We start from the raw sequence: 26,438 nt of genomic DNA, 5'->3' as shown, positions 1-26,438 counted from the left end.
GACCTCGCGGGCGCAGCACGCTGCGCCCCATTTTATCTATTCACGAATCTATTCATTTTGCCGTAAAATAATACCAATATTTGTTATTTTTCATATTGTTACTGATTTTTTATTCTATTCACCAGCCAACTCGCCACCTTGCCAATTCATGGGGCATCTGAACGGGCGCAGCATGCAACGCCTCTACGCTCGAGCATGAGATTCAGCAACATTGCCACTTTGGCATCAATCTCAGAATGCCATCAGCTTTTCTTCGTTTCTTCCTGCTCTGCCGGTTTCTCGTCATCACCATCGTCTACCGTATTACCTTCTGCCAGCGGCGTGTTGGCGGTTAGCAGGTACGGAGACTGCTGCCAGCGGCTGCGGCGGCCTTGCAGCAGGGTACGGGCCAGAATAATGCCGATGGCCAGCGCCAGCAGGATCATCAGGCGTAGCAGGTTGGTGGTGTTATCCACCTGTTTGGATTCGGTGGCCAGCACGTGGGTATCCAGCGTCACCCGGATAAAGCCCAGTGGGCCATCTTTGCCCTGGATTGACTCGACGAGCTGGTGGTTAAAGTAGCTGCCCGCGCGTTTGCCATCCAGCGCCAGGCGATCGCGTACGCTAATCTGCTCGCCGGAGTGGGCGATCAGGGTGCCGTCCAACTGGTAGACGCTAGCATCCAGAATACGACTGTGATTGGTCAACTGCGTGAGAATGCGCTCAACCTGCTGATTGTCTATGTCGCTGTCGCCATCCATCAGCGGAGTCAGGCTAAAAGCCACCTGCTTGGTCAAGGTTTGTGCCAATTCTTCGACCTGTTCCGATCGCGCCATTTGGTGGCTCAGGCTAAAATAGGAGGCACCTTGCATCAACAGCACCAGCAACGCCAGGCAAATCAGGATAATAGCGGTGCGATGCAGGCGGAATTTCAGTTTAGCTTTAGCCATTAGGCTTCCTTTAGGGCGGTCATCCGGGAGTCACGATTGACCACCTGGCTGTGCGGTACCGGGATGTACCAATACCGCGAGCGCATGGATGCGCTAGAGCGGCCAACTAGAGATTCATAGGGTAATATGTTGCCAGAAGCAATGGCGATAGGATAGCTTGATGCGTCGTTTTATCATGCAGTGTTATTCAGGAGTTAAGGATGCCAAATAGTCTGACCTATTGCGATCTCCCTGCCGAGATCTCTCAATGGCCGGGGTTGCCTCTTTCGTTGAGCGGTGACGAAGTCATGCCGCTGGATTATCGGGCGGGCCACACCGGTTGGCTACTATATGGCAGAGAACTGGATAAAGAGCGTATTACTCATTTCCAGCGCAAGCTCGGGGCCGCGATGGTGATCGTGACGGCCTGGGCGGTGGAAGATTATCAGGTGGTTCGCCTGGCGGGGACGCTAACTGCGCGCGCCAAACTGTTGGCGAACGAAAGCGGGCTAGACGTTGCGCCACTTGGCAAAATTCCTAACCTGCGCAAGCCGGGCCTGTTGGTGATGGATATGGACTCAACGGCGATCCAGATTGAGTGCATCGACGAAATCGCCAAGTTGGCCGGGGTAGGCGAGCAGGTCAGTGAAGTGACCGAACGCGCGATGCGTGGCGAACTCGATTTCACCGCCAGCCTGCGCCAACGCGTGGGGACGCTGAAAGGGGCCGATGCCAATATCCTCAAACAGGTGCGTGACGAATTGCCGTTGATGCCTGGGTTGACCAGTCTTGTGCGCAAGCTGCAGGCGCTGGACTGGCATGTCGCTATTGCCTCCGGCGGCTTTACCTATTATGCCGAGTACCTGCGTGACAAGCTCAAGCTGGTGGCCGTGGCAGCCAATGAGCTGGAGATCCGCGACGGTAAGCTGACCGGCGAGGTGCTGGGGCCGATCGTGGATGCGCAATTCAAGGCCGATACTCTGGTGGCGCTGGCAGAGAAGCTGGGGATCCCACCGCAGCAAACCGTAGCGATCGGCGACGGTGCCAACGATTTGAAAATGATGCAGGTGGCCGGGCTGGGTATCGCCTATCACGCGAAGCCTAAGGTCTATGAGAAGGCGCAGGTCTCGATCCGCCATGCCGATCTGCTGGGAGTGCTCTGTGTGCTCTGCGGCAGTTTGAAACACGATGTGAGGTAAGCTGTGGCAAAAGCAGTAAAACGGGCATTTGTCTGTAATGAATGCGGCGCTGATTATCCGCGCTGGCAGGGGCAATGCAGTGCCTGTCAGGCCTGGAACACCATTACAGAAGTGCGTCTGGCTTCAGTCTCCTCTTCCGCTGCCCGTAGCGAGCGTTTAAGCGGCTATGCGGGCGATGCCGGTATCAGCAAGGTGCAGAAGCTTTCGGACATCAGCTTGCAAGAGCTGCCGCGTTTCTCTACCGGCTTTCTGGAATTTGACCGCGTACTGGGCGGCGGCGTGGTGCCGGGCAGTGCGATCCTGATCGGTGGTAACCCCGGCGCGGGGAAAAGTACGCTGCTGTTGCAGGTGCTGTGCAAACTCGCCGAGCAGATGAAAACCCTGTACGTCACAGGTGAAGAGTCGCTGCAACAGGTCGCGATGCGTGCCCATCGTCTTGGATTGCCCACTGGCGGCCTGAACATGCTGTCGGAAACCAGCATCGAGCAGATCTGCCTGATCGCCGAGCAGGAGCAACCCCGGCTGATGGTGATCGACTCGATCCAGGTCATGCATATGACGGATATCCAGTCATCGCCAGGCAGCGTGGCACAGGTGCGCGAAACGGCGGCTTATCTCACCCGCTTTGCCAAAACTCGCGGCGTAGCGATCGTAATGGTTGGTCACGTTACTAAAGATGGCTCACTGGCCGGGCCGAAAGTCCTCGAACACTGTATCGACTGTTCCGTGTTGCTGGATGGCGATGCCGATTCCCGGTTCCGTACGCTGCGCAGCCATAAAAACCGTTTTGGTGCGGTCAACGAGCTGGGAGTGTTCGCCATGACCGAGCAGGGGTTGCGTGAGGTGAGTAACCCTTCCGCGATCTTCCTCAGCCGGGGTGATGAAGTGACTTCCGGCAGTTCGGTGATGGTAGTTTGGGAAGGCACCCGACCACTGCTGGTTGAGATCCAGGCGCTGGTCGATCATTCGATGATGTCTAACCCACGCCGCGTTGCCGTAGGCCTGGAACAGAATCGTTTGGCGATCCTGCTGGCGGTGCTGCATCGTCACGGTGGCTTGCAGATGTCCGACCAAGACGTTTTTGTCAACGTAGTAGGCGGCGTCAAGGTTAGCGAAACCAGTGCCGATCTGGCGTTGCTGCTGGCGTTGGTCTCCAGCCTGCGCGACCGCCCATTGCCTAACGATCTGGTGGTGTTTGGCGAAGTGGGCCTTGCAGGGGAGATCCGCCCGGTGCCTAGCGGCCAGGAGCGTATTTCTGAAGCGGCCAAACACGGTTTCAAGCGGGCGATCGTGCCACATGCCAACGTGCCGAAGAAACCACCGGCCAATATGCAGGTGTTCGGCGTCAAGAAGCTGGCGGATGCGCTGGACGTACTGGAACAGTTTTATTAATTGCCGCCCGCTGCGCGGAATATGCTATTTTGTTTAGCATAATAAACGGGAGGGTTTATGCGGCAGTTCGATTACCTCAAGGCAGCGATTAAGCAACAGGGATGTACCTTACAGCAGGTAGCTGATGCCAGTAGCATGACCAAGGGCTACCTCAGCCAGCTGTTGAACGACAAAATCAAAAGCCCGAGCGCGCAGAAGCTGGAAGCCCTGCACCGTTTCCTGGGGCTGGAATTCCCACGCCGTGAGAAGAAAGTCGGCGTGGTGTTTGGTAAATTTTACCCGCTGCATACCGGCCATATCTATCTGATCCAGCGCGCTTGTAGCCAGGTTGACGAGCTGCATGTGATCCTGTGCCACGATGAGCCGCGCGATCTGTTGCTGTTCGAGAACAGCTCTATGTCACAGCAGCCAACGGTCAGCGATCGCCTGCGCTGGCTGTTACAGACCTTTAAATACCAGAAAAATATCCATATTCACTCTTTCGACGAAAAGGGCATTGAACCTTACCCGCACGGCTGGGACGTGTGGAGCAACGGCGTGAAGAGCTTTATGGAGCAAAAGGGCATCGTCCCGAGCTATATCTATTCCAGCGAAGAACTTGATGCTCCCCGTTACCGTGAACACTTGGGGATTGAAACCATCCTGGTTGATCCTGAACGTTCCTTTATGAATATCAGCGGCAGTCAGATCCGTCAGGATCCGTTCCGCTATTGGGACTACATCCCCACTGAAGTGAAGCCGTTCTTTGTTCGTACGGTGGCGATCCTAGGCGGTGAATCCAGCGGTAAGTCAACGCTGGTCAACAAGCTGGCGAACATCTTCAACACCACCAGCGCCTGGGAATATGGCCGTGACTACGTCTTTTCCCACCTTGGGGGTGACGAGATGGCGTTGCAGTATTCCGACTATGACAAGATCGCGCTTGGGCAGGCCCAGTACGTGGATTTTGCGGTGAAATACGCCAATAAAGTGGCGTTTATCGACACCGACTTTGTCACCACGCAGGCGTTCTGTAAAAAGTATGAAGGGCGGGAGCATCCGTTCGTTCAGGCGTTGATCGACGAATACCGTTTCGATCTGGTGATCCTGCTGGAGAATAATACCCCTTGGGTGGCCGACGGATTGCGCAGCTTGGGTAGCCCGGTCGATCGCAAGGCGTTTCAGTATTTGTTGGAAGAGATGCTGCACGCCAATAACATCGAATATGCTCACGTAGAGTCGAGTGATTACGAGGAACGCTTCTTGCGCTGTGTCGATCTGGTGCAGCAACTGCTGGCGGCGGATGCCAGCCGCTTGGTGAAGTTTTAGGGACGTTTTAGGCGGGTAAATGTCGGTGTAGTGGTGATGTAGTACCCCTCACCCTAACCCTCTCTCACAGGGAGAGGGCACCGATCGAGTGTGTTTGAAATTGTCGTGACTCACCTTGGATGAGGAGGCGATCGAGTTTGCCAAGATGTTCTCTTCACTGCCAAACGAGCAGAGGCTATCAGCTCCCTCTCCCTGTGGGAGAGGGTTGGGGTGAGGGGGCCATAGCAATTTATTAATACCTGACACATCGATAACCCCACTAACTTAGTAAGTTATCACCAACTTACCCTGCATATGCCCATCCAACAGCTTGGCATGCGCGGCGGTCAACGTGTCCACCGTCAGCCCCTGTAGCGTTTCGCTCAGCGTGGTGGTCAATTTACCTTCATCAATCAATTGCGCCACCTGTTTGAGGATCTCCCCTTGCTGGGCAATATCCGGCGTGGTGAACATGCTGCGGGTGAACATGAATTCCCAATGCAGCGCCGCGCTTTTCAGCTTCAACGCATTTTGATCCAGCGGTTGGCTGTTCTCGACGATGGTGCAGATATGGCCGAGCGGGGCGATCAAATCGCTGATGGCTTGCCAGTGGCCGTCGGTATCGTTCAGGCACAGGATATAATCCACGCTCTCAATCCCTTCCTTAGCCAGGTTGCCTTTCAGGTCGCGGTAATCCACCACCAGTTCAGCACCCCGTTCGCGGCACCAGGCGGCCGATTCCGGGCGAGAGGCCGTAGCGATGACTTTCACCTTGCTACGCTGTGCTGCCAGGGGGATCGCTAGCGAGCCTACGCCACCAGCACCGCCGATGATCAACAGCGTTTTACCGGCAGCCGCATGCTGAATATTCAGATGTTCAAACAGGGCTTCCCACGCGGTGAGTGCTGTCAGCGGCATCGCGGCGGCTTGCGCCCAGTCCTGGCTGGCCGGTTTATGCGCCACGATACGTGAGTCAATCAGCTGATGGGTGCTGTTGCTGCCCGGACGGGTAATATCCCCGGCATACCATACCTCATCGCCGGGTTTGAACCCGCTAACGCTGCTGCCCACTTCGAGCACCACGCCGCTGGCATCCCAGCCGAGAATACGTGGCTGCTGCAAACCATTCTTTTGCAGGCCAGCATGAACCTTGGTATCGACCGGGTTAACGGAAACGGCTTTCACTTCCACCAGCAGATCGTATTGACCCGGTGCGGGTTTTTCTGGAGCGATCTCGATAAAACCGGCTGGATTTTTCGGATCGACGGCAATGGCTTTGATTAACATAATTGTGCTCCTTCGCATGAATAGTCCCAGTGTAGACCCTGAGGAGTAGAGTGATAAGATGGACAATAACTAACTAAGTGTTCGTCTGAGGTGAACAATCATGTTCAAGCAGTTGCAAGATATGGCGTTGTTTGCGTTGGTGGCGGAGTGCGGCAGTTTTACTGCGGCAGCCAAACGGGCCGGGCTGCCTAAATCCAGCGTCAGCCAGCGTGTCAGCCAGTTGGAACAAAAGCTCGGCTTGCGCTTGCTCAACCGCACCACCCGGCAGTTAAATTTGACCTTTGCCGGTGAGCGCTATCTTGAACATTGCCAGGAGATGCTCTCTGCTGCCGAACGGGCCGATCTGGCCTTGCAGCGCTTACGCGATAACCCCAGTGGCCGCCTACGTATCTCCACGCCTGCCGGGCTGGGGGCGACGTTGCTTCCGCGTCTGGCGGCAGATTTCCAGCGCCAATATCCGGATGTCTCGTTGGAAGTGTCAGTGTCAGATGCCATGGTGGATATGGTGCAGGAGGGGTTTGATGCGGCATTGCGTACCGGCAGGCCGCAGGATTCCTCGTTGATTGGCCGCCGTCTGGGGCATGCTCCCCGTTATTTGTTGGCTGCACCGGACTATCTGGCCCAACACCCGCCATTGCTGCATCCGCAGCAGTTGCAGCAGCATCTTTGCATCGCTCACCGTGCCTGGCCTGCCTGGATATTACGCCGGGGGGAAGAGTATTACCGTTGGCAGCTGCCGCTGCGGCATACTACCGATAATCTGTTATACGCGCGCGAATGTGCCATTTTGGGGGCGGGTATTACGCTGTTGCCCGCGTTTCTCAGCCGCGAAGTGGTCGCACAAAAGCAATTGGTGGAAGTGTTGCCGCAGTGGCAGGCCGAAGGCAATGAACTGTATCTGGTTTACCCGAGCCGCAAACTCAATTCTCCGGCGCTGGCCTGTTTTATTGATGTGGTGATCCAGCATCCGGTCTTTGTGGATTATGCGCAGGCACTGGATTGGGGATAACAAAAAGCCCGCAAAATGCGGGCTTGAGAGTATAGATAGCCAACCGGATGTTACTTGGTGACTTTCTTGTACTTGATACGGCGAGGTTCCAGCGCATCGGCACCCAGAGTACGCTTTTTGTACTCTTCGTATTCGGTAAAGTTACCTTCGAAGAACTCCACCTTGCCTTCATCCTGATAGTCCAGAATGTGGGTGGCAATACGGTCGAGGAACCAACGGTCGTGCGAGATCACCATCGCACAGCCCGGGAACTCCAGCAGGGCGTTTTCTAACGCGCGCAGGGTTTCGATATCCAGGTCGTTGGTTGGTTCGTCGAGCAGCAGTACGTTGCCGCCAACCTGCAGCAGCTTGGCCAGATGCAGACGGCCACGCTCACCACCGGACAGTTCGCCCACGCGTTTGCCCTGATCGACGCCCTTGAAGTTAAAGCGGCCAACGTAGGCACGGCTTGGCATTTCGGTGTTGCCCACGCGCATGATGTCCTGGCCGCCGGAAACTTCTTCCCATACGGTTTTGGAGTTATCCATGCTGTCGCGGAACTGATCGACCGAAGCCAGCTTGACGGTATCACCCAGCACGATGCTGCCGGAGTCAGGCTGTTCCTGGCCGGACATCATGCGGAACAGCGTGGATTTACCCGCGCCGTTCGGGCCGATGATGCCAACGATGGCACCCTTAGGTACCGCGAAGGTGAGATCTTCGATCAGTAGGCGGTCGCCGTAGGATTTACGCAGATTGTTAACTTCAACCACTTTATCGCCCAGGCGTGTGCCAGGTGGGATAAACAGTTCGTTGGTCTCGTTACGTTTCTGGTATTCGGTGCTGTTAAGCTCTTCAAAGCGTGCCAGACGGGCTTTGCCCTTAGACTGGCGGCCTTTGGCCCCCTGACGTACCCACTCCAGCTCTTTCTCGATCGACTTGCGGCGAGCGGCTTCGGTTGAGGCTTCTTGCGCCAGACGAGCGTCTTTCTGCTCCAGCCAGGAAGAGTAGTTACCTTCCCACGGAATACCTTCGCCACGGTCCAGCTCCAGGATCCAGCCAGCCACGTTATCGAGGAAGTAACGGTCGTGGGTGATCGCCACCACGGTGCCTTCGAAGTCGTGCAGGAAGCGTTCCAGCCAGGCCACGGATTCGGCATCCAGGTGGTTGGTCGGTTCGTCCAGCAGCAGCATGTCTGGCTTTTCCAGCAGCAGGCGGCACAGCGCTACGCGGCGGCGCTCACCACCGGAAAGGTTGGCGATTTTTGCGTCCCACTCCGGCAGGCGCAGTGCATCGGCGGCGCGCTCCAGCTGGGTGTTGAGGTTGTGACCATCGTGAGCCTGAATGATCTCTTCCAGGCGGCCTTGTTCAGCGGCCAGCTTGTCGAAGTCGGCCCCTTCTTCAGCGTACAGTGCGTACACTTCATCAAGGCGCTTGAGGGCACCGACCACTTCTGCCATCGCTTCTTCAACCGATTCGCGAACGCTGTGCTCCATATTGAGCTGCGGTTCCTGCGGCAGGTAGCCGATCTTGATGCCCGGCTGCGGGCGAGCTTCCCCTTCGATATCGGTATCGATGCCGGCCATAATGCGCAGCAGGGTAGACTTACCGGAACCGTTCAGGCCCAGTACGCCAATTTTGGCCCCAGGGAAGAAACTCAGGGAAATGTTTTTCAGAATATGACGCTTCGGCGGAACCACTTTGCCGACGCGGTGCATGGTATAGACGTATTGAGCCACGTTGCTCCGAGCCTCTCTATCAGTTTTTATAGGATGTCTGGCGGCCTGAGTGTAGCCCGTTTCAGCACCGGTTCCCAGATCCCCTATGACGATCGCCAAGTATAACCGCTAATGCTCACCATTAGGTGAACTTTGCTGTTTCTTAAGGGGTGACGACGATCGCCACGCGACGGTTTTCAGCGCGCCCGCTGGAAGTGGCGTTACTGGCTACCGGCTGGCGTTTGCCCATTCCGCGAGTTTCTATATTGGCACGCGGGATGCCGACACCGGCCAGGACATCGGCCACGGCGTTGGCGCGGCGCAGTGAAAGCTGGTCGTTGTAGCTGTCTTCACCGTAGTTATCGGTATGACCATCCAGGCGGAATTGCACGATGTTAACGCTCTTCAGCGCCTTGCCCATCTTCTCGACGATCTCGGTGCTTTGAGGGCTCAATTTACCGACGTTGTTACCGAACAGCACCTTGTCGGAAAAGCCAAACTCCCAGCCGTTATCCGTCAGTTTGAACCCTTGCGCCTGCAGTAAGGCGATCTGTTCCGCCGTCAGCCCCTGTGGTTTGCTCTGGCAGCCTGCCAGCGTGAGCAAGGTGATAAACACTAACGCCAGTAGGGAATAAGTCCGTTTAAAATTTTGCTGTAACATTGATTTTTCTCTTTTTGGTTGTTGAGGCCCGGTGCTGGCGCTATTTGCGCATCGCTAACCGCCAGCCTCCGTGGGACAGGTGTTTTGCCCGGTACATTGCGTCATCCGCTTCGTTGAGCAGTTCCTGAGTGGTAGAGGCATGTTCAGGGTAAAACGCGATGCCGATACTCAGTGCGGCGATCACTCTTTCCTTGTTGGGCAACACAATGGGTTGTTGCATACACTCGATGATGATGTCGGCAATCGGCAACACATCGTTGGTGTCTTTGAGCGGTGCCAGCAGGATGGCGAATTCATCGCCCCCCATCCGGGCGACCAGATCGTGCTTGCGCAACCTGCTACGCAGGCGCTCTGCGATGGTGATCAAGACGGTATCACCGGCAGCATGGCCATGGTTATCGTTCACCTCCTTGAAACGATTGCCGTCGATAAACAGTACCGCCAGCTTTTCATCGGGTTCGAGCTCTGACAGCGCGCGGCCCAACTGAGCTTCAAAGAAGGCCCGGTTTGGCAACCCGGTCAGGCTGTCGTGGGTGGCTTGGTGGGTTAATGCGTCATTCTCTTGTTGCAGGTGCTGTTGCCAGGCTTCGATTTCATCCAGCAGGCCGTTAAAATCACAGCTCAGTTCGTGCAGCTCGGCAATCGGTGCTGAAGGCACCCGCAGTTCGAAAGTCCGATCGCGGCGTACCGTATGGGCAACGTTGGTGATATCGTCCAAGGAGGTCACGATCCCTCTGAGCATTCTGCGGGAAAGTACCAGGGCGCACAACGTACTGAGCATCAGGCAGGCAATCATGCCTACCATGCCGCGCAGCAAGAATTTCAACAGACTGCTGCCGTTGCCGGTCAGCCAGACCAGGCCGATCTGTTTGCCTTCACGGGCGATGGGCAAAACCACCGCTTCCGGCAAGATCCAGCGGGCCACCATCTGTTCCAACCCATGCAATGGACTGTCCGCTGGGTGGCTCCAACTGGCCAAGGCGACCCCCCGCATATCCAGGATCTTGGCCTCCGACACTTCCTCGTTGGAAGCGATCAGCATCAACGCTTCGCGAGCGGCGGGACGGTCTTCAAACACCACGGCGGCCTCAGCGGTATAACTGATCGAGCGGGCAATCAGATGCAGGTTATGGTTGGCATAGGCTCGCAGGGCAAACAGCGCTAGCAACGTCAGGAAGATCCCCGCAGCGCTGACGGCGATCAGCGCCAGCCCCAGGTTCATCCGTTGCAGCACTTGGCCCAGCGTAGGGCGAGATGTAGCCGAACCTTTTTGACCTAACAGTTTCATTGCGGCGGCACCTTTTTACGCGCCAACTGCAGCACGTTGGGGTGAACACGCACGCCACTGCGCGCCAGTGAGTCCAGATTCACTTTAAAACCCGCCTGATCGTTGCTGATTTGCAAACAAAAGGCACTGCCAACAGCACATTCCATATCCTTTTCGCTGATGCTGAGGATCGAGTGACCCGAAATCCGGTGGAAAAAATCTTGTTTCTGAGCAGCATTAACGTCGCCCAAGTACACTACATCGCAGCTAGTTGCCAACTGCGGATTATCTATCTCGATCCGCAGGGTTTTGATTGGCTGCGGTGCCGTCAGCAATACCGGGTCGAACAGACCTTCGGCATACTGCACAGGCGCAGTCACGCACAAGCGGATCGGATCAGGTTTGGCGGGCCAGCGAGCATAGCTGATAATCCCCACCACCACGGTGGTGACGGTATGAATACGTTTTTGGTAGGGATCTTGTGTATCAGCCCCGGCCAAGCTGGGAAACGTCAACATAGCCAGCAGCAGGATCGGTAACATGCGACGCGATCGGACCGGGTTGCTATATAAACCCTGTGTCCTAGCAGCCAACCTTCTGGCCTTTATCGACATCTTCATTTGCCATTCCTGCCTACGGCCGGCTTGGTGGCGCGGCAGTCTGATACTAAATAATTGAGCCTAGTCGAAAAGGGTAAAACTTTGCCACGTACAATCAATCACACTACCCAAAAAGCATAACCTGACCGTCTTGGGGGCGGATTGTATTATAAGAGCCGTTTGTTGTGCGCTTTATGCTCGGTTTTATGAGATTTTTCCTAGGTATTTTTAACGTTATAAAACGCCCGGCAGGGTTTGCCAGGCGTTTTAGTGAAAGTAGTGTTTCCTTACGCGCTTATAATAGCGTTTTTCGGCTCGCTTTGATGCGGTTAATCACCCATTTTTCTACTTCTACGATAAGAAATAGCCCAATGGCTATCATCAACGTCACTCCCCAATAGAACAGCGGCAGCGGCGCGGTGCCAAACAGCGCGTTCATAAACGGCAGATAAATGATGGCCATCTGCAGCAGTAACAGTACGCCACTCACCAACCACAGGCCCTTATTGAGGAACAACTGGCGGTTTAGCGGGAAGCGGTCTGCGGTGCGGCAGTTGAACATGTAAACCCACTGCGCGGTGACCAGGGTTTGCAGTAACACGGTGCGGATCAACTCGCTGCTGTAGCCGCGTGGCGCCATCCAGGCTTCCAGGGCGAAGGCGCTGAGAGCGATCAGCACGCCGACGAAGCCGATGCGCCAGATAGCGTGCAGATCCAACACGTTGCTGCCCGGCACCCTCGGTTTACGGTGCATCAGCCCTTTTTCGGCGGGTTCATAGGCCAGGCCGAAGGACAGGGTGGTGGAGGTGGCCATGTTCATCCACAGGATCTGGATGGGCGTCAGCGGCAGCATGGCACCGGCCAGAATGGCGATGATGATCAGCAGGCCCTGTGCCAGGTTGGTCGGCAGCACGAACAGGATGGTTTTCTTCAGGTTGTCGTAAACGCGGCGGCCTTCTTTTACCGCGCTGGCGATGGTGGCGAAGTTATCGTCGGTCAGCACCATATCGGCGGCTTCTTTAGTGACCTCGGTGCCTTTGATCCCCATGGCGATACCGACGTCAGCCTGTTTCAACGCTGGCGCATCGTTGACGCCGTCGCCGGTCATCCCTACCACGCCGCCTTTATCCTGCAGCGCTTTTACCAGACGCAGCTTATGTTCCGGGCTGGTACGGGCAAAGATATCGTAACGCACGGCGGCTTCTGCCAACGCCTGGTCATCCATATGTTCCAGTTGGGAACCGGTGATGGAATCCTGACTGTTACCAATACCCAGCATGGCCCCGATGGCCATGGCCGTTTTTTGGTGATCGCCGGTGATCATCTTCACGCGGATCCCCGCTTGCTGGCATTCGGCGATAGCAGCGACCGCTTCAGGACGCGGTGGGTCCATCACACCAGCGATGCCGATAAACACCATCTGCTGGCGGATATCACCGTGATCCAGCGCCACCTCGCCGTCTGGTGTGGTTTTACTGGCGGCGGCTACCATACGTAAACCTTGCTCGGCAAAGCGCGACATCTCCGCTTCCCAGTAGCCGCGGCGGAAGGGCTTGATACCAGAATCGGTCAGTTCGAATTCGCACAGTGCGAACAGCACGTCCGGCGCGCCGGTAAGGAACACCTGATTCTTGCCTGCTACCTGGCTTCGTACCGCCATATATTTGTAACTGGAGTCGAACGGGATTTTAGCCAGTTGGCGGGCTTCACCTATTTCCAATCCGGCCTTCATCGCCAGCACTTTCAGTGCACCTTCCGTCGGGCTGCCTGTGATCGCCCAGCGGCCGCTGTCATCCTGCTTTACCTGGCTGTCGTTACACAGGGTGATCGCGGTAATGAACTGCGCTAACGGTGGGATATCTTGAACTTGCGCCGGTTTGTTACTGTCGGCAAAGAAAATGCCGCCAACCGGTTCATAGCTTTCCCCTTCCACACGGTAGGCATGGTCAGCCATGATGACGTTTTTTGCCGTCATTTCGTTCATGGTCAGCGTGCCGGTCTTGTCCGAGCAGATCACTGTCATCGAGCCCAAGGTTTCTACCGTAGGCAGTTTGCGGATAATTGCGCGGTTACGTGCCATCGACTGCACGCCCAGGGACAAGATAATGGAAATAATGGCTGGCAGACCTTCGGGTACCGAGGCCACCGCCAGGCTGATCAACGCTACCAGCAGCTCACCGAGCGGCATATCACGCATCGTGAAGGCAAACAAGAACAGCAACACCATCATTACCAGGATCAGGATGAAGATGTTTTTGCCCAGGCGATCCATCTGTTGCAGTAACGGGGTGCGCTGGGTTTTAACGGTCGAGATCATCTCGCTGATGTGGCCGAGTTCGGTATAGCCGCCAGTTGCGATAACTACGCCCTTGGCATTCCCGGCGCTGATGGTGGTGCCGGAGAACAACAGGTTGGTGCGATCGCCAATCATCACTTCATCAGGGATAGCGTCGGTTTGTTTCGAGACCACGGTAGATTCGCCGGTCAAGATGGCCTCTTCAACCTGAAGGTTGTGAGATTCCAGTAACCGCAGGTCGGCGGGAATTTTATCGCCAGGGCGCAATAATACGATATCTCCCGGGACCAAATCTTCCGCATTCACGGTGTGGTTAATTCCGTCACGCACCACAATAGCCTGGCTGGAAAGCATATTCTTAATGCCTTTCAGCGATTTCTCTGCGCTGTTTTCCTGCACAAATCCGATAAGGGCATTGATCACGGCAACGCAAAGAATAACCACCGTATCGATCCAATGCCCCATAATGCCTTTGAGGAAGGCGGCGGCCAGCAAAATATAAATCAGCACATCGTTAAAGTGGGCAATAAAGCGCATAAAGGCGCTTTTGCCTGCCTGCTCCGGCAGGGCGTTGGGGCCAAACTTCTTCAGCCGCTCGGCGGCTTCCTGCTCGCTCAGGCCTTGTTGCTGGCCGTTCAAGTGCTGAAGCGTTTGTTCAATATCATATTGATACCAGGCTTTTTCCGGCTTGGGCGGCTCTTGGTATGCAGTGGGGGAATGTTTTGGCATGGAGTGCCTCTCCTTAAAGTCGTTCGAATCTAAGTCCCCATCTGTGTCGGCAGCCCTTTTGCCGGGTTGATATTCCATTGTTTTCTGTCACACAGACGTGAATGGTAATAATTTCAGTTAGTGGATGGTCAATTATCTGCCGCGTGATAGTAAATAATCGCAAACTTGAGTTTTTGATCTGAGATAATAAAAACAAAGTAATAGGAATTGTTTTAATCAGTGAGAAAATGTTTCTCTATTAATGTCTCTGTAACGTCATTTTTTGTATAGAAAAACTCGTGTCTGCATAGAAAACTATAGAACACTGGCGTTATTGTGTGATGAAAAAATTTCCCATAATCCCATGATTTTTCAAAACGTCGTCTTGCTGTTCTGCCTGATGCGATAGTCTGACAGCGTGGTTTTCATCTACGCTGATAAACTTGTTATAAAGTAATGAATGGATACACGTTTTTGCTGTCTATGATTAATACCTGATGCCAGCCAATGGTGGCGGCACAGTTTTGTTCCCAGCGTGGCTTCACACGGTGGGGCGTGAGACACTCGCAGAGCAGGATCCACTGGCCCGTTGGCTGCTGACGCGTCGCGGCAGCGGGGTGGATCGGTTCTGGCAAGCTAACCCAGCGAGGAAAGAGTAAGTATGGTCAAGGTGGACAAATGGCGGTTGTGGGCTGTAGGCCTGTGCCTGACGGCATTTTCTGGTGCAACATTGGCAGACTCCCTGGACGGCGAACGCCAGCGTTATCTGCAAATCAAGCAGGCCTGGGACAGTAAACAGATGGACGTGGTGGCGCGACTGATGCCAACGCTGCAGGATTACCCCCTGTATCCTTATCTGGAATATCGCCAGTTGACGCAGGATCTCAGCACGGCCAGTGCGGCTCAGGTCCAGCAGTTTTTGCGGTCGCATCCTACGTTGCCACCCGCAAAATCGCTCTCTGCCCGTTTCGTGAACGAGCTGGCGAGCCGTCAGGATTGGACTACCCTGCTGGCCTTCAGCCCGCAAGAGCCGAAACCGGTCGCGGCGCGCTGTAATTTCTATTACGCCAAGTGGGCCACCGGCGATCAGCAGGCGGCTTGGGCCGGTGCCGATGATATCTGGATGAGCGGTAAAACCTTGCCTGGCTCCTGCGATAAGCTGTTCAGCGTCTGGCAGGCTGCCGGTAAGCAAACGCCGTTGAACACGCTGGCGCGGATGAAACTGGCGCTGAAAGAGGGCAACAGCGGCCTGGTGAACTACCTGTACCGCCAACTGCCAAGCGATTATCAGACCATGGGGGATGCACTGGTACGGTTGCAAAACGATCCCGCCACGCTGGAAGCCTTTGCCCGTAGCGTCGGCCCCACAGATTTTACCCGTTCGGCTACCACCATCGTATTCGCCCGTCTTGCCCGTCAGGACGTAGAAAATGCTCGAGCCATGATCCCAACGCTGGCCCGCCTGCAGAAAATGAGCGAAAGCGAGAAGTTGGCAATGGAGGAAGAGGTAGCCTGGCGGTTGATGGGCAATGATGCCACCTTTGAGCAGACCCAATGGCGTGATCGGGTGATCCTGCGCAGCCAACAGCCAGCCTTGCTGGAGCGCCGCGTGCGTATGGCGCTGGGCGTGGGCGATCGTCAGGGGCTGAAAACCTGGCTGGCACGTCTGCCTGAAGAATCGCGTAACAAGGACGAATGGCGCTACTGGCGTGCCAGTGTAATGATCGATGAAGGTAAACGCAGCGAAGGGGAAGCGATACTGCGTAGCCTGATGAATGAACGCGGCTTCTACCCGATGGTGGCGGCGCAAAAACTGCAGGTGCCTTATCCGGTTATGGTCGCCGTGGCGGCAAAACCGCGCGCCGATCTGGTGAGTGGCCCAGAGATTGCCCGGGTGCGTGAACTGATGTACTGGAATATGGATAACCTGGCGCGCAGCGAGTGGAGCTCATTCGTCGCCAGCCGCAGCCGCCCGGAGCAGGAAGCGCTGGCCCGCTATGCCTTTGAGCAGAAATGGGCCGATCTAAGCGTACAGGCGACCATTGTTGGCAAACTGTGGGATCATCTTGAAGAACGTTTCCCGATGGCTTGGCCGCAGGAATTCCGCCGTGCTACCGAAGATAAAGGCATTACGCCGAGCTATGCCATGGCGATAGCCCGCCAGGAGAGCGCCTGGAACCCGAAAGCGCAGTCGCCGGTCGGGGCCGCAGGTTTGATGCAGGTCATGCCGCGCACCGCGAAACATACGGTGGATCTGTTCGGCATCCCAGGCTATAGCAGCCCGAGCCAGCTGTTTGATCCGCAAACCAATATCACCATTGGTACCAGCTATCTGGAGTCGGTGTATCAGCAATTTGGTCGTAACCGTATTCTTGCGTCTGCGGCCTATAACGCTGGCCCATCACGGGTGAATACCTGGTTAGGCAATACCGATGGCCGGGTGGATGCCGTGGCGTTTGTGGAAAGCATTCCGTTCTCGGAAACCCGTTCTTACGTGAAGAACGTGTTGGCTTATGACGCATTTTATCGTTACTTCATGCATCGACCAGCGAAGGTATTGACGGATGCCGAGTGGCAAAGACGCTACTAATTCTCGATAAGATAGTTACCTAAGTAACTGTGTTTAATACCGCACCACGAAAGTCAGAGGCAGGTGGGGGCCAGGCAGGTTAGCCGAACGTTGAGCGCAAGGATGCGCGATTCGAGCCCTCAGGGATGAGTTTACGGCGTGTCGGCGTTCTGCATGGCCCCACCTGTTGCACCAATACATGCAGCTATTTAGCTTAGCGTTAGCGGCATTTTGACGGCTACCTGGTCTATGCTATGCTGCTGTACTAGTTAAATAGTATGGTGGCTGGCATGACGCAATTATCGCTAAACGACCCCGCTCTTTCAGAACAAGGCAATGAAGATTGGCTGCGCTTTGTCGCACTGCTGCAGAGCTCGTTCGATCAGGATCTGCACCAACAGTTGATGCAACTGCTGCTGACGCCGGATGAGCGTACTGCGCTGGGGACACGGGTGCGGATTATTCAGGAACTGATGCGTGGCGAAATGAGCCAGCGCGAGCTGAAGAATGAGCTCGGGGCAGGTATCGCAACCATCACCAGAGGGTCAAACAGCCTGAAGATGGCGACGCCAGCGCTGAAACAGTGGCTGGAACAGCAACTACTGGGGTGACGCCATCACCCCGGTGGCTTATTGCTGCGGCGTATTATTGCTGTTGTGGCTGCGGTAGATCGGATTGTGGAACGGCACCAGTGCCAGCAGCAGCGCCTGATGGTAAACGCTGGTGCGGCTCAGCCGACCGTCGGTAAAGATACCGATCGCTCCCCCCTGACGTTTGACTTCGCTATTGCCAGTGATCAAGGTCATTTCATCGCCTAACTCGCGACCAGCCCGAATACCCTGTAAAATTGATTCTGGCAGCATCAGGCTGGCAGAACGCGATTCGCCACGGGTCGTCGGGTTTTCTACCGTCATCCAGGCGAACGTCATATTTTCTTCGATCCCGGCTTCTACTCCGACCCAAAAGTCGGCTTCTGGCCGCACCTGCCGGGCTTCCATCACGCGCTGGCGTGCGCCGGTACGGGTTTCGGTATTGCCAATGGGTTGCAGTGAAACGCCGCTGGCGACGTCAACCGATTCTATGCGGCATTGGTCTGCGCCAAAGGTATCTTCAAAAGCCAGTTGAATAGCCCTGATCTTTGCCGGGTTGGTAGTTGCAGCGATAACATGATACATAACGGCTTTAGCTTCCTTAAAGTGGGGCTGTGTCTTGCCATGATTTTTGATGGCGGCAAGTTATGCGTAGTGCAAGGCACGAGCCACAGATAAACTCAAGTTTCACGCAGTATAACGGAAAAGCATAATGTTACAGGTATACCTCGTTCGCCACGGCGAAACGGAATGGAACGCAGCACGCCGCATTCAGGGCCAATCCGACAGCCCATTAACCGCCACTGGCGTTCACCAGGCTCATCTGGTTGGCAAACGCGTTAGCCGCGAGGGCGTGACGCACGTGATTTCCAGCGATCTGGGCCGCACCCGTCAGACCGCGCAAATCATTGCGGACGCTTGCGGTTGCGACGTTATGGTAGATGCCCGGCTGCGTGAACTGCATATGGGCGTTCTGGAAGAACGTTTGATCGACAGCCTGACACCGCAGGAAGAGCTGTGGCGTAAACAGATGGTCGATGGTACTGCTGACGGCCGTATCCCTCAAGGTGAATCTATGACGGAGTTGGCCACGCGGATGCATGCGGCGCTGACAGAGTGCCTGAAACTGCCGCAGGGCAGCAAGCCATTGATTGTCAGCCACGGCATCGCGCTGGGGTGCCTGATCGGGACAGTATTAGGGTTACCGGCCTATGCAGAGCGCCGTCTGCGTTTGCGCAACTGCTCGTTGTCACGCGTCGACTATCAGCAAAGCCCCTGGTTGGCTCCAGGCTGGATTGTGGAAAGCGCGGGCGATATCTCGCATCTGGACATGCCCGCGTTGGATGAGCTACAGCGCTAACGGCGGATCGGGATCAGATAGTCGCAACGGATCTCGCTGGGTGGCTGAGGCGGACGCCGGTCACCTTGCGGATAGAAGCGCTCAATATCGTGCCCTTTGCGGCGGGTCAGTTCCAATGCTGGCAGGCAAGTGCCGTACAGTATCAGGATAAAGTCCTGCAGGCCGGATGCTGGCCCCTGATAGCTGAACATGGCATATTCACCGCCTTGCAGCGTGATCGGCTGGCCTTCCTGCACCTTGGTCGGAACGTGTTGCGCCTCCAGGGCAGTGGTATACAGCACTTCCTGCTCGTCGTCTTTTTCCTGGCTTGGCCGCGAGTGGTGCAGGCCGTAAAGCACCGGTGGCAGGGTTTCTATCTGCCCCAGGTACTGTTGCCAGAATTGGGTACGCAGCTCGGAGCGGAAGTTGGAGATTTGCTCTAACGTACAGGAGTAGCTCTGCGTCAGGCCGATCAGGTCCAGCTCTGGTAGCGTGACAAACTCTGGATGTGGCAGCGTAAAGGCGCCCAGACGTATTGGCGGGCACATGCCGAAGGCGTTCCAGTCTTCTGAACGGCGATACAGCGCCGGGGTTTGCGCAAACTGTTTTTTGAATGCGCGAGTGAAGGTCTGCTGTGAGTCGAAACGATACTGCAAAGCAATATCCAGAATAGGCCGACTGGTGAGGCGCAATGCGACGGCGGCTTTGGACAATCTTCTTGCCCGAATATAGGCGCCGATGGCGTTCCCAGTGATATCCTTAAACATCCGTTGCAGATGCCATTTAGAGTAACCCGCTTTTGCCGCCACGTTATCCAGTGACAAAGGTTGGTCCAAATGGCTTTCCAGCCAGCTAAGCAGATCACGAATGATACCGGCTTGATCCATAGATCTTCCTCGTAGAGCTTCAGGTTCGGAACCCGAACTGTTTGATTTGTCATGCTGATACCTGATGCTCACTGACTTATTGATCAATCAGTTGCATTACATACGGCGCTTTTGCGATATGCGTTGCGGGAAGCGGGGGAAAACTGGTGTTAACAGGCATTAAGCGATGACGATGCCGCATAATAGCAACTTTTTTCCTCCACGACTCCCAAAGATTTTTTTCGCTCTCTGTGCTAAAAAGAGCTGCCTGGGCCGAGGAAAACCCATTTCTATGACCTGAAGCATCGGCGTTCTTATTAGCAGCCCTGTGATTTAACACGCTGTTCTATTGGAGTTAAGTGAATGAAAAAAGGATGGATATTTTTGTTCGGTCTGGTTTGCGCAACGGTTAATAGCGCGCAGGCGGAACAGGTAGGATCGGTCGATACGGTGTTCAAACTGTTTGGTCCAGATCATAAAATTGTGGTGGAAGCGTTCGACGATCCCGATGTGAAAAATGTAACTTGTTATATCAGTCGGGCTAAAACCGGTGGGATAAAGGGTGGATTAGGGCTGGCAGAGGATACCTCGGATGCCGCCATTTCTTGCCAGCAGGTTGGGCCGATCGAGCTGAGCGACAAGATTAAAAAGGGCAAGGCGGAGGGAACCGTGGTGTTCCAGAAGCGCACCTCTTTGGTGTTCAAAAAGCTGCAGGTAGTGCGTTTTTATGATGCCAATCGCAATGCGCTGATCTACCTGAGCTATTCCGATCGGGTGGTAGATGGTTCACCGAAAAATGCCCTGAGCGCGGTGCCAATCATCCCTTGGGGTGAAGCCAAATAATCCAGACGGGCGCAGTAAACAGCGCCCCCTACGTTGTGAGCCCATTCAGATGGCATCGCGTCTGGTCTCAATAAAAAAGGGTTCAGCAAGCTGAACCCTTTTTAACCTGTGACGTTAAGACAGGCTTATTCTTCCAGATCGCCGCAGAAGCGGTAACCTTCACCATGAATGGTGGCAATGATTTCCGGCGTGTCCGGCGTGGATTCGAAGTGCTTACGAATACGACGGATGGTCACGTCTACGGTACGGTCATGCGGCTTCAACTCACGGCCAGTCATTTTCTTCAGCAACTCACCACGGGACTGGATCTTGCCCGGGTTTTCACAGAAGTGCAGCATGGCGCGGAATTCGCTGCGTGGCAGTTTGTACTGCTCGCCAGCAGGGCCGATCAGAGAACGGCTGTTGATGTCCAGCTCCCAACCGTTGAACTTGTAGCTCTCAACCAGCTTGCGCTCTTCGCCGACGCTACCCAGATTCATGGTGCGTGACAGCAGGTTGCGCGCACGGATGGTCAGTTCGCGTGGGTTGAACGGTTTGGTGATATAGTCATCGGCGCCGATTTCCAGGCCAAGGATTTTATCGACTTCATTATCACGACCGGTCAGGAACATCAGCGCGACGCTGGCTTGTTCGCGTAGTTCACGCGCCAGCAACAGGCCGTTCTTGCCTGGCAGGTTGATATCCATGATAACCAGGTTGATATCATTTTCGGACAGGATGTTGTGCATTTCTGCACCGTCATTGGCTTCATGAACAATGTAGCCTTCCGCCTCGAAAATGCTCTTCAGGGTGTTACGAGTGACTAACTCGTCTTCGACAATCAGAATGTGCGGGGTCTGCATATTTGCTACCTAAAATTGCCAACAAAATAGAAAATAGGAAGTACAGCAGTCTCGGTGTTCTTCCATGGAGGGCAGAGATACCGCTCACGTTCCCTCAATTACCAAACGACTACAGTACGTAAACTCGTTCTTGATGCGCTTTCCATCAATGTCAACAAGATCGCTAGCTGGGTGGGGGGGCTATTTTTTACCACCCCGAATGATGCCAAAACGGCGCATATCCTAACCCTATTAACAGCAATATAACAGTGTGTGCCGAATTCATCACCTAACAAAACTACGCTTTGTTGACATATATCAAATTCAATTGTAGCACGTTAACAGTTTTGTGAAAAACACTTACAGAACTGCCAAGTTAAGTCACAGATCGTCAAATTCTGTGAACGATTCAGCTTTGTTGGGGCTGATGCGTTACAATTGAAAGCTAACTGTTTAGGGTGAAAATACAGTGCTTTGTTTTTAATGAAAATTAAAACTTAACCTGTGGTTATGAATGTTTCGTCTGCTTTATAGGTTGAAGTGCCTATTTAATAATATTATAGCAAGAGACCATTTACGATGTTAATCGTTTGTAAATATAATCAGACAAATCCCAACAGTCAAAGAACTATTCTCTTTATTTTTCTGGAGTCTTGATGCAGCTTCATATCGTGTTAGTCGCGCCCGCTCGGGCGGAAAATGTTGGCGCAGCGGCGCGGGCGATGAAAACCATGGGCTTCACCTCGTTGCGCATCGTCGACAGCGAGGCCCATCTGCAGCCCGCCGCCCGCTGGGTCGCCCACGGCGCTGGCGATATTCTGGATGCGGTGCAGACGTTTTCTACCCTGCAAGAGGCATTGGCAGACGTGGACTTTACCGTTGCGACCACCGCTCGCAGCCGCGCACGCTTCCATTACTACTGTACCCCTCAGCAACTGACGGAGCAGTTGGCGGAACGCCAGCAATGGGTGCATCAGGCTGCACTGGTGTTTGGCCGCGAAGACTCGGGCCTGACCAATGAAGAGCTGGAGTTGGCCGATCTGCTGACCGGCGTCCCGATGGTGGCCGATTATCCTTCGCTGAACCTCGGTCAGGCGGTGATGGTGTATTGCTATCAACTGGCGCAGTTAATGTCAGTCAGCGCGCAGCAGGAACCCCTAGCCGATGCCGGGCAGCTCAACGCGTTGCGGCAACGGGCAGATCGCCTGTTACAGGCGCTGGACGTGACAGATGACCAAAAATTGCGCGATTGGTTACACCAGCGGCTCGGGGTGTTGCAGCAGCGCGATACTGTCATGCTGCACCGGTTGATGCATGATATTGAAAAAAAACTGACGAAGTGATGTAGGCGTTTTCTGTTGCTTGTCTGGTGTTATTCACTATTTAATCGGCTTCATTGTGATTTTTTGTTCTGCAATTCCGTTTTTTTATCGGCTTCATCGCGCAGATCCCGCTGTGGCCAGTAAATAGGCAAAATAAAGAAATAATTTGACTTGGCCAGACGATTGCTTTAACCAATAGAGGGGACAGAGATTCTAATGAGACAGACAGACAAAATGCGAAACATCAGCCTGAATACGACAATTATTACCACCACCGATACCACAGGTAACGGGGCGGGCTGACGCGTACAGGAAACAGAAGAAAAAAGCCCGCACCTAACCAGTGCGGGCTTTTTTTTCGGCATAAATTCAGGAGATAACAGAAATGCGAGTGCTTAAATTTGGTGGAACCTCGGTAGCGAATGCGGAACGTTTTCTGCGCGTTGCCGATATCGTGGAGAACAATGCACGCCAGGGACAGGTAGCCACGGTATTGTCCGCACCGGCCAAGATCACCAATCACCTGGTGGCGATGATTGAAAAAACGGTAGCCGGCCAGGATATTCTGCCAACCATGAGCGACGCCGAGCGCATCTTTGCCGACCTGCTCAGCGGTTTGGCCAAGGCGCTGCCTGGCTTTGAGTACGATCGCCTCAAGGCACTGGTCGAGCAGGAGTTCGCGCAACTCAAACAGGTACTGCATGGCGTGGCGTTGTTGGGGCAGTGCCCGGATAGCGTCAATGCGGCCATCATCTGCCGGGGTGAAAAGCTCTCTATTGCCATCATGGAAGGCGTCTTCAAAGCCAAGGGCTACCCGGTGACGGTGATTAACCCTGTAGAGAAGCTGCTGGCTCAGGGCCACTATCTGGAGTCGACCGTTGATATTGCCGAGTCCACTCTCCGTATCGCTGCAGCGGCCATTCCTTCTGACCATATCGTCCTGATGGCGGGCTTTACTGCCGGTAACGACAAAGGCGAACTGGTCGTGCTGGGGCGCAACGGCTCCGATTATTCCGCCGCCGTGCTGGCCGCTTGCCTGCGTGCCGACTGTTGCGAGATCTGGACCGATGTGGACGGGGTTTATACCTGCGATCCGCGTACCGTGCCGGATGCCCGATTATTGAAGTCGATGTCCTACCGCGAGGCGATGGAGCTCTCCTACTTCGGCGCCAAAGTTCTCCACCCGCGTACCATCACCCCGATTGCCCAGTTCCAAATCCCTTGCCTGATTAAAAACACCGCCAACCCACAAGCTCCCGGCACCCTGATCGGTGGCGAAAGCGTGGCTGATGATACGCCGGTAAAGGGCATCACCAATCTGAACAATATGGCGATGATCAACGTGTCCGGCCCAGGTATGAAAGGCATGGTCGGCATGGCGGCACGTGTGTTTGCCGTGATGTCACGCGCCGGGATCTCGGTGGTGTTGATCACCCAATCCTCTTCTGAATACAGCATCAGCTTCTGTGTGCCCCAGAGCGAGCTGCAACGCGCTCGTCGTGCCCTGGAGGACGAATTCTACCTGGAGTTGAAAGACGGCGTGCTGGAGCCGCTGGACGTGATGGAGCGCCTGGCAATCATCTCGGTCGTCGGCGACGGTATGCGCACCCTGCGTGGCATCTCTGCGCGCTTCTTCTCTGCTTTGGCTCGCGCCAACATCAATATCGTGGCGATCGCTCAAGGCTCTTCCGAGCGTTCAATCTCCGTGGTGGTCGATAATGATTCCGCCACCACCGGTGTGCGCGTCAGCCATCAGATGCTGTTCAACACCGATCAGGTGATCGAAGTGTTTGTGATTGGCGTCGGCGGCGTCGGCGGGGCGCTGATCGAGCAGGTTTATCGCCAGCAGCCTTGGCTGAAGCAAAAACACATCGATCTGCGCATCTGTGGCATTGCCAACTCAAGGGCGATGTTGACCAACGTACACGGCATCTCGCTGGAAAGCTGGCGGGACGAACTGGCCGAAGCCAAAGAGCCTTTCAATCTGGGCCGCCTGATCCGCCTGGTGAAAGAGTGCCACCTGCTCAATCCGGTGATCGTCGACTGTACCTCCAGCCAGGCAGTGGCCGATCAGTATGCCGATTTCCTGGCCGATGGTTTCCACGTGGTAACGCCAAACAAGAAGGCCAACACCTCGTCGATGAATTATTACCAGCAACTGCGCACCGCAGCAGCCGGTTCTCGCCGCAAATTCCTGTATGACACCAACGTGGGGGCGGGCCTGCCGGTGATTGAAAACCTGCAGAACCTGCTCAATGCGGGCGATGAGTTGGTGCGTTTCACCGGTATCCTGTCGGGGTCACTGTCCTTTATCTTCGGTAAACTGGATGAGGGGATGTCGCTGTCAGAGGCCACCTTGCAGGCCAAGGCCCTCGGTTACACCGAGCCAGATCCGCGTGATGACCTCTCGGGGATGGATGTCGCTCGCAAGCTGTTGATCCTGGCGCGTGAAGCGGGCTATGCGCTTGAACTGAGCGATATTGAAGTCGAATCGGTGCTACCGCCGTCGTTTGATGCCAGCGGTGATGTGGAGAACTTTATTGCCCGCCTGCCGGAGTTGGATGCTGAATTTAACCGCCGTGTGGCCGCTGCTGCCGCGGAAGGTAAGGTGCTGCGTTATGTGGGTGCCATCGAAGAAGGCCGCTGCCTGGTACGTATTGATGCGGTAGACGGCAACGATCCGTTGTATAAAGTGAAGAACGGTGAGAACGCCCTGGCCTTCTACAGCCGTTACTATCAGCCATTACCGCTGGTGCTGCGCGGTTATGGTGCCGGTAATGATGTGACGGCGGCCGGGGTATTTGCCGATCTGTTGCGCACACTGTCATGGAAGTTGGGAGTCTAATATGGTTAAGGTGTATGCACCGGCCTCAATTGGTAACGTCAGCGTCGGGTTCGATGTGCTGGGAGCTGCGGTTTCCCCTATCGACGGCACGCTGCTGGGGGATTGCGTCAGTGTAGAAGCGGCCAGCCGCTTCAGCCTGGAGAATGGCGGGCGTTTTGTCAGCAAGCTGCCGAACGATCCTAAAGAGAACATTGTTTACCAGTGCTGGGAGCGTTTCTGTCAGGCGATTGGCCGTGAAGTGCCGGTAGCGATGCGGCTGGAGAAGAACATGCCGATCGGCTCTGGGCTGGGATCCAGCGCTTGCTCGGTGGTGGCCGGTCTGATGGCGATGAACGAATTTTGCGATCGCCCGCTCAACGAGACGCAACTGTTGGCCCTGATGGGCGAACTGGAAGGGCGTATTTCCGGCAGCGTGCATTACGATAACGTTGCGCCGTGCTATCTGGGCGGCCTGCAGCTGATGCTGGAAGAAGAAGGGATCATCAGCCAGGAAGTGCCTGGCTTTAAAGACTGGCTGTGGGTGATGGCCTATCCGGGCATCAAGGTATCCACCGCAGAGGCGCGTGCCATTCTGCCCGCGCAATACCGCCGCCAGGACTGTATCAGCCATGGCCGTTATCTGGCGGGCTTTATTCACGCTTGTCACACTCAGCAACCGCGTCTGGCGGCCAAGCTGATGCAGGACGTGATTGCCGAGCCTTATCGCACCCGCCTGTTGCCAGGCTTTGCTGAAGCGCGTAAAGCCTCACAGGATATCGGTGCCTTGGCCTGCGGCATTTCCGGCTCCGGCCCGACGCTGTTTGCGGTCTGTGATGACGGCGCAACGGCGCAACGCATGGCTGATTGGCTGACCAACCATTACCTGCAAAACGACGAAGGTTTTGTTCATATTTGCCGCCTGGATACCGCTGGCGCTCGACTATTGGGATAACG

The 26,438-nt window shown here is 55.2% G+C and carries 22 protein-coding genes, 1 pseudogene and 1 other annotated feature; of the genes and pseudogenes, 13 read left to right on the top strand and 10 right to left on the bottom strand.

Annotated features, from left to right (window positions below):
- Window positions 1–242 precede the first annotated feature (242 nt).
- Window positions 243–929: a YtjB family periplasmic protein gene (locus tag IMQ33_RS15725; RefSeq protein WP_074028450.1), complete on the bottom strand. Its 687-nt coding sequence runs from the start codon at window positions 927–929 to the stop codon at window positions 243–245.
- Between the two features lie 200 nt (window positions 930–1,129).
- Between IMQ33_RS15725 and serB the strand changes: the two genes are divergently transcribed.
- Genes serB through nadR form a run of 3 tightly spaced genes read left to right on the top strand, consistent with a single transcriptional unit; the run spans window position 1,130 to window position 4,807 of the window.
- A complete protein-coding gene (serB, locus tag IMQ33_RS15720) occupies window positions 1,130–2,107 on the top strand; it encodes a phosphoserine phosphatase (RefSeq protein ID WP_065683634.1) in 978 nt (325 codons plus the stop codon).
- Between the two features lie 3 nt (window positions 2,108–2,110).
- Window positions 2,111–3,499 carry a DNA repair protein RadA gene (gene radA, locus IMQ33_RS15715; protein ID WP_196062205.1) on the top strand — a complete coding sequence of 463 codons (1,389 nt, stop codon included), beginning with the start codon at window positions 2,111–2,113 and terminating at the stop codon, window positions 3,497–3,499.
- Window positions 3,500–3,556: 57 nt separating this feature from the next.
- A complete protein-coding gene (gene nadR / locus IMQ33_RS15710; RefSeq protein WP_065683633.1) occupies window positions 3,557–4,807 on the top strand; it encodes a multifunctional transcriptional regulator/nicotinamide-nucleotide adenylyltransferase/ribosylnicotinamide kinase NadR in 1,251 nt (416 codons plus the stop codon).
- Between the two features lie 264 nt (window positions 4,808–5,071).
- On the opposite strand, the gene IMQ33_RS15705 is transcribed toward nadR, so the two are convergent.
- Window positions 5,072–6,073 (bottom strand): zinc-binding alcohol dehydrogenase family protein, encoded by a 1,002-nt coding sequence (locus tag IMQ33_RS15705; RefSeq protein ID WP_065683632.1) that lies wholly within the window; start codon window positions 6,071–6,073, stop codon window positions 5,072–5,074.
- Window positions 6,074–6,173: 100 nt separating this feature from the next.
- On the opposite strand from IMQ33_RS15705, the gene IMQ33_RS15700 reads away from it, so the two are divergent.
- Complete coding sequence (locus IMQ33_RS15700) at window positions 6,174–7,082, top strand: LysR family transcriptional regulator (protein WP_029710777.1); 909 nt, start codon at window positions 6,174–6,176, stop codon at window positions 7,080–7,082.
- 50 nt (window positions 7,083–7,132) lie between these two features.
- On the opposite strand, the gene ettA is transcribed toward IMQ33_RS15700, so the two are convergent.
- From ettA to IMQ33_RS15675, 5 genes are all read right to left on the bottom strand, one after another.
- Window positions 7,133–8,800 (bottom strand): energy-dependent translational throttle protein EttA, encoded by a 1,668-nt coding sequence (gene ettA / locus IMQ33_RS15695; protein WP_021179229.1) that lies wholly within the window; start codon window positions 8,798–8,800, stop codon window positions 7,133–7,135.
- Between the two features lie 142 nt (window positions 8,801–8,942).
- Complete coding sequence (locus IMQ33_RS15690) at window positions 8,943–9,440, bottom strand: OmpA family protein (RefSeq protein WP_024527229.1); 498 nt, start codon at window positions 9,438–9,440, stop codon at window positions 8,943–8,945.
- Window positions 9,441–9,480: 40 nt separating this feature from the next.
- On the bottom strand, window positions 9,481–10,728 hold the full coding sequence (locus IMQ33_RS15685) for a diguanylate cyclase domain-containing protein (protein WP_098928850.1): 1,248 nt from the start codon (window positions 10,726–10,728) through the stop codon (window positions 9,481–9,483).
- Window positions 10,725–11,327, bottom strand: coding sequence for a YfiR family protein (locus tag IMQ33_RS15680; RefSeq protein WP_065683579.1), 603 nt, complete (start codon window positions 11,325–11,327; stop codon window positions 10,725–10,727). Before IMQ33_RS15680 ends, IMQ33_RS15685 begins: the two co-directional genes overlap by 4 nt.
- 274 nt (window positions 11,328–11,601) lie before the next feature.
- Entirely contained in the window at window positions 11,602–14,331 is a 2,730-nt protein-coding gene (locus IMQ33_RS15675; protein ID WP_196062206.1) for a cation-transporting P-type ATPase, read from the bottom strand.
- 649 nt (window positions 14,332–14,980) lie between these two features.
- Between IMQ33_RS15675 and sltY the strand changes: the two genes are divergently transcribed.
- On the top strand, window positions 14,981–16,900 hold the full coding sequence (gene sltY / locus IMQ33_RS15670) for a murein transglycosylase (RefSeq protein WP_196062254.1): 1,920 nt from the start codon (window positions 14,981–14,983) through the stop codon (window positions 16,898–16,900).
- A gap of 269 nt (window positions 16,901–17,169) precedes the next feature.
- Window positions 17,170–17,490 carry a trp operon repressor gene (trpR, locus tag IMQ33_RS15665; RefSeq protein ID WP_065683576.1) on the top strand — a complete coding sequence of 107 codons (321 nt, stop codon included), beginning with the start codon at window positions 17,170–17,172 and terminating at the stop codon, window positions 17,488–17,490.
- 18 nt (window positions 17,491–17,508) lie between these two features.
- Here trpR and yjjX read toward each other — a convergent pair whose 3' ends face one another.
- Window positions 17,509–18,054, bottom strand: coding sequence for an inosine/xanthosine triphosphatase (yjjX, locus tag IMQ33_RS15660; protein WP_065683575.1), 546 nt, complete (start codon window positions 18,052–18,054; stop codon window positions 17,509–17,511).
- Between the two features lie 127 nt (window positions 18,055–18,181).
- Between yjjX and gpmB the strand changes: the two genes are divergently transcribed.
- On the top strand, window positions 18,182–18,829 hold the full coding sequence (gpmB, locus tag IMQ33_RS15655) for a 2,3-diphosphoglycerate-dependent phosphoglycerate mutase GpmB (protein WP_021179239.1): 648 nt from the start codon (window positions 18,182–18,184) through the stop codon (window positions 18,827–18,829).
- On the opposite strand, the gene robA is transcribed toward gpmB, so the two are convergent.
- Complete coding sequence (gene robA, locus IMQ33_RS15650) at window positions 18,826–19,695, bottom strand: MDR efflux pump AcrAB transcriptional activator RobA (protein WP_024527222.1); 870 nt, start codon at window positions 19,693–19,695, stop codon at window positions 18,826–18,828. The genes gpmB and robA overlap by 4 nt on opposite strands.
- Window positions 19,696–20,037: 342 nt before the next feature.
- Here robA and creA point away from each other — a divergent pair, with 342 nt between their 5' ends.
- On the top strand, window positions 20,038–20,517 hold the full coding sequence (gene creA, locus IMQ33_RS15645; protein WP_021179241.1) for a protein CreA: 480 nt from the start codon (window positions 20,038–20,040) through the stop codon (window positions 20,515–20,517).
- Between the two features lie 125 nt (window positions 20,518–20,642).
- On the opposite strand, the gene arcA is transcribed toward creA, so the two are convergent.
- Window positions 20,643–21,359: a two-component system response regulator ArcA gene (arcA, locus tag IMQ33_RS15640; RefSeq protein ID WP_024483588.1), complete on the bottom strand. Its 717-nt coding sequence runs from the start codon at window positions 21,357–21,359 to the stop codon at window positions 20,643–20,645.
- Window positions 21,360–21,467: 108 nt separating this feature from the next.
- Here arcA and IMQ33_RS26410 point away from each other — a divergent pair.
- The 5 genes and pseudogenes from IMQ33_RS26410 to thrB all read left to right on the top strand — a co-directional run.
- A pseudogene (locus IMQ33_RS26410) lies at window positions 21,468–21,605 on the top strand (hypothetical protein); the annotation flags it as partial.
- Window positions 21,606–21,994: 389 nt separating this feature from the next.
- Window positions 21,995–22,681 carry a tRNA/rRNA methyltransferase gene (locus tag IMQ33_RS15635; protein ID WP_196062207.1) on the top strand — a complete coding sequence of 229 codons (687 nt, stop codon included), beginning with the start codon at window positions 21,995–21,997 and terminating at the stop codon, window positions 22,679–22,681.
- A 195-nt stretch (window positions 22,682–22,876) separates the two neighbouring features.
- The gene (gene thrL / locus IMQ33_RS15630) at window positions 22,877–22,963 is read left to right on the top strand and encodes a thr operon leader peptide (RefSeq protein WP_071592991.1); all 87 of its coding nucleotides are present in this window, start codon (window positions 22,877–22,879) and stop codon (window positions 22,961–22,963) included.
- Window positions 22,902–23,020, top strand: a sequence feature (Thr leader region). Its footprint overlaps the gene before it by 62 nt.
- A gap of 25 nt (window positions 23,021–23,045) precedes the next feature.
- Complete coding sequence (thrA, locus tag IMQ33_RS15625) at window positions 23,046–25,505, top strand: bifunctional aspartate kinase/homoserine dehydrogenase I (protein ID WP_074028457.1); 2,460 nt, start codon at window positions 23,046–23,048, stop codon at window positions 25,503–25,505.
- 1 nt (window position 25,506) lies between these two features.
- Complete coding sequence (thrB, locus tag IMQ33_RS15620; RefSeq protein ID WP_173409854.1) at window positions 25,507–26,436, top strand: homoserine kinase; 930 nt, start codon at window positions 25,507–25,509, stop codon at window positions 26,434–26,436.
- The last annotated feature ends 2 nt before the right edge of the window (window positions 26,437–26,438 follow it).

Source organism: Serratia sp. Res13-Sevr-LER1-36-b, from assembly GCF_015673035.1.
Taxonomy (GTDB): Bacteria; Pseudomonadota; Gammaproteobacteria; order Enterobacterales; family Enterobacteriaceae; genus Chania; species Chania fonticola_C.
Note: the sequence above shows the minus strand (reverse complement) of the source record. Positions and strands in the feature narration are given on the sequence as shown.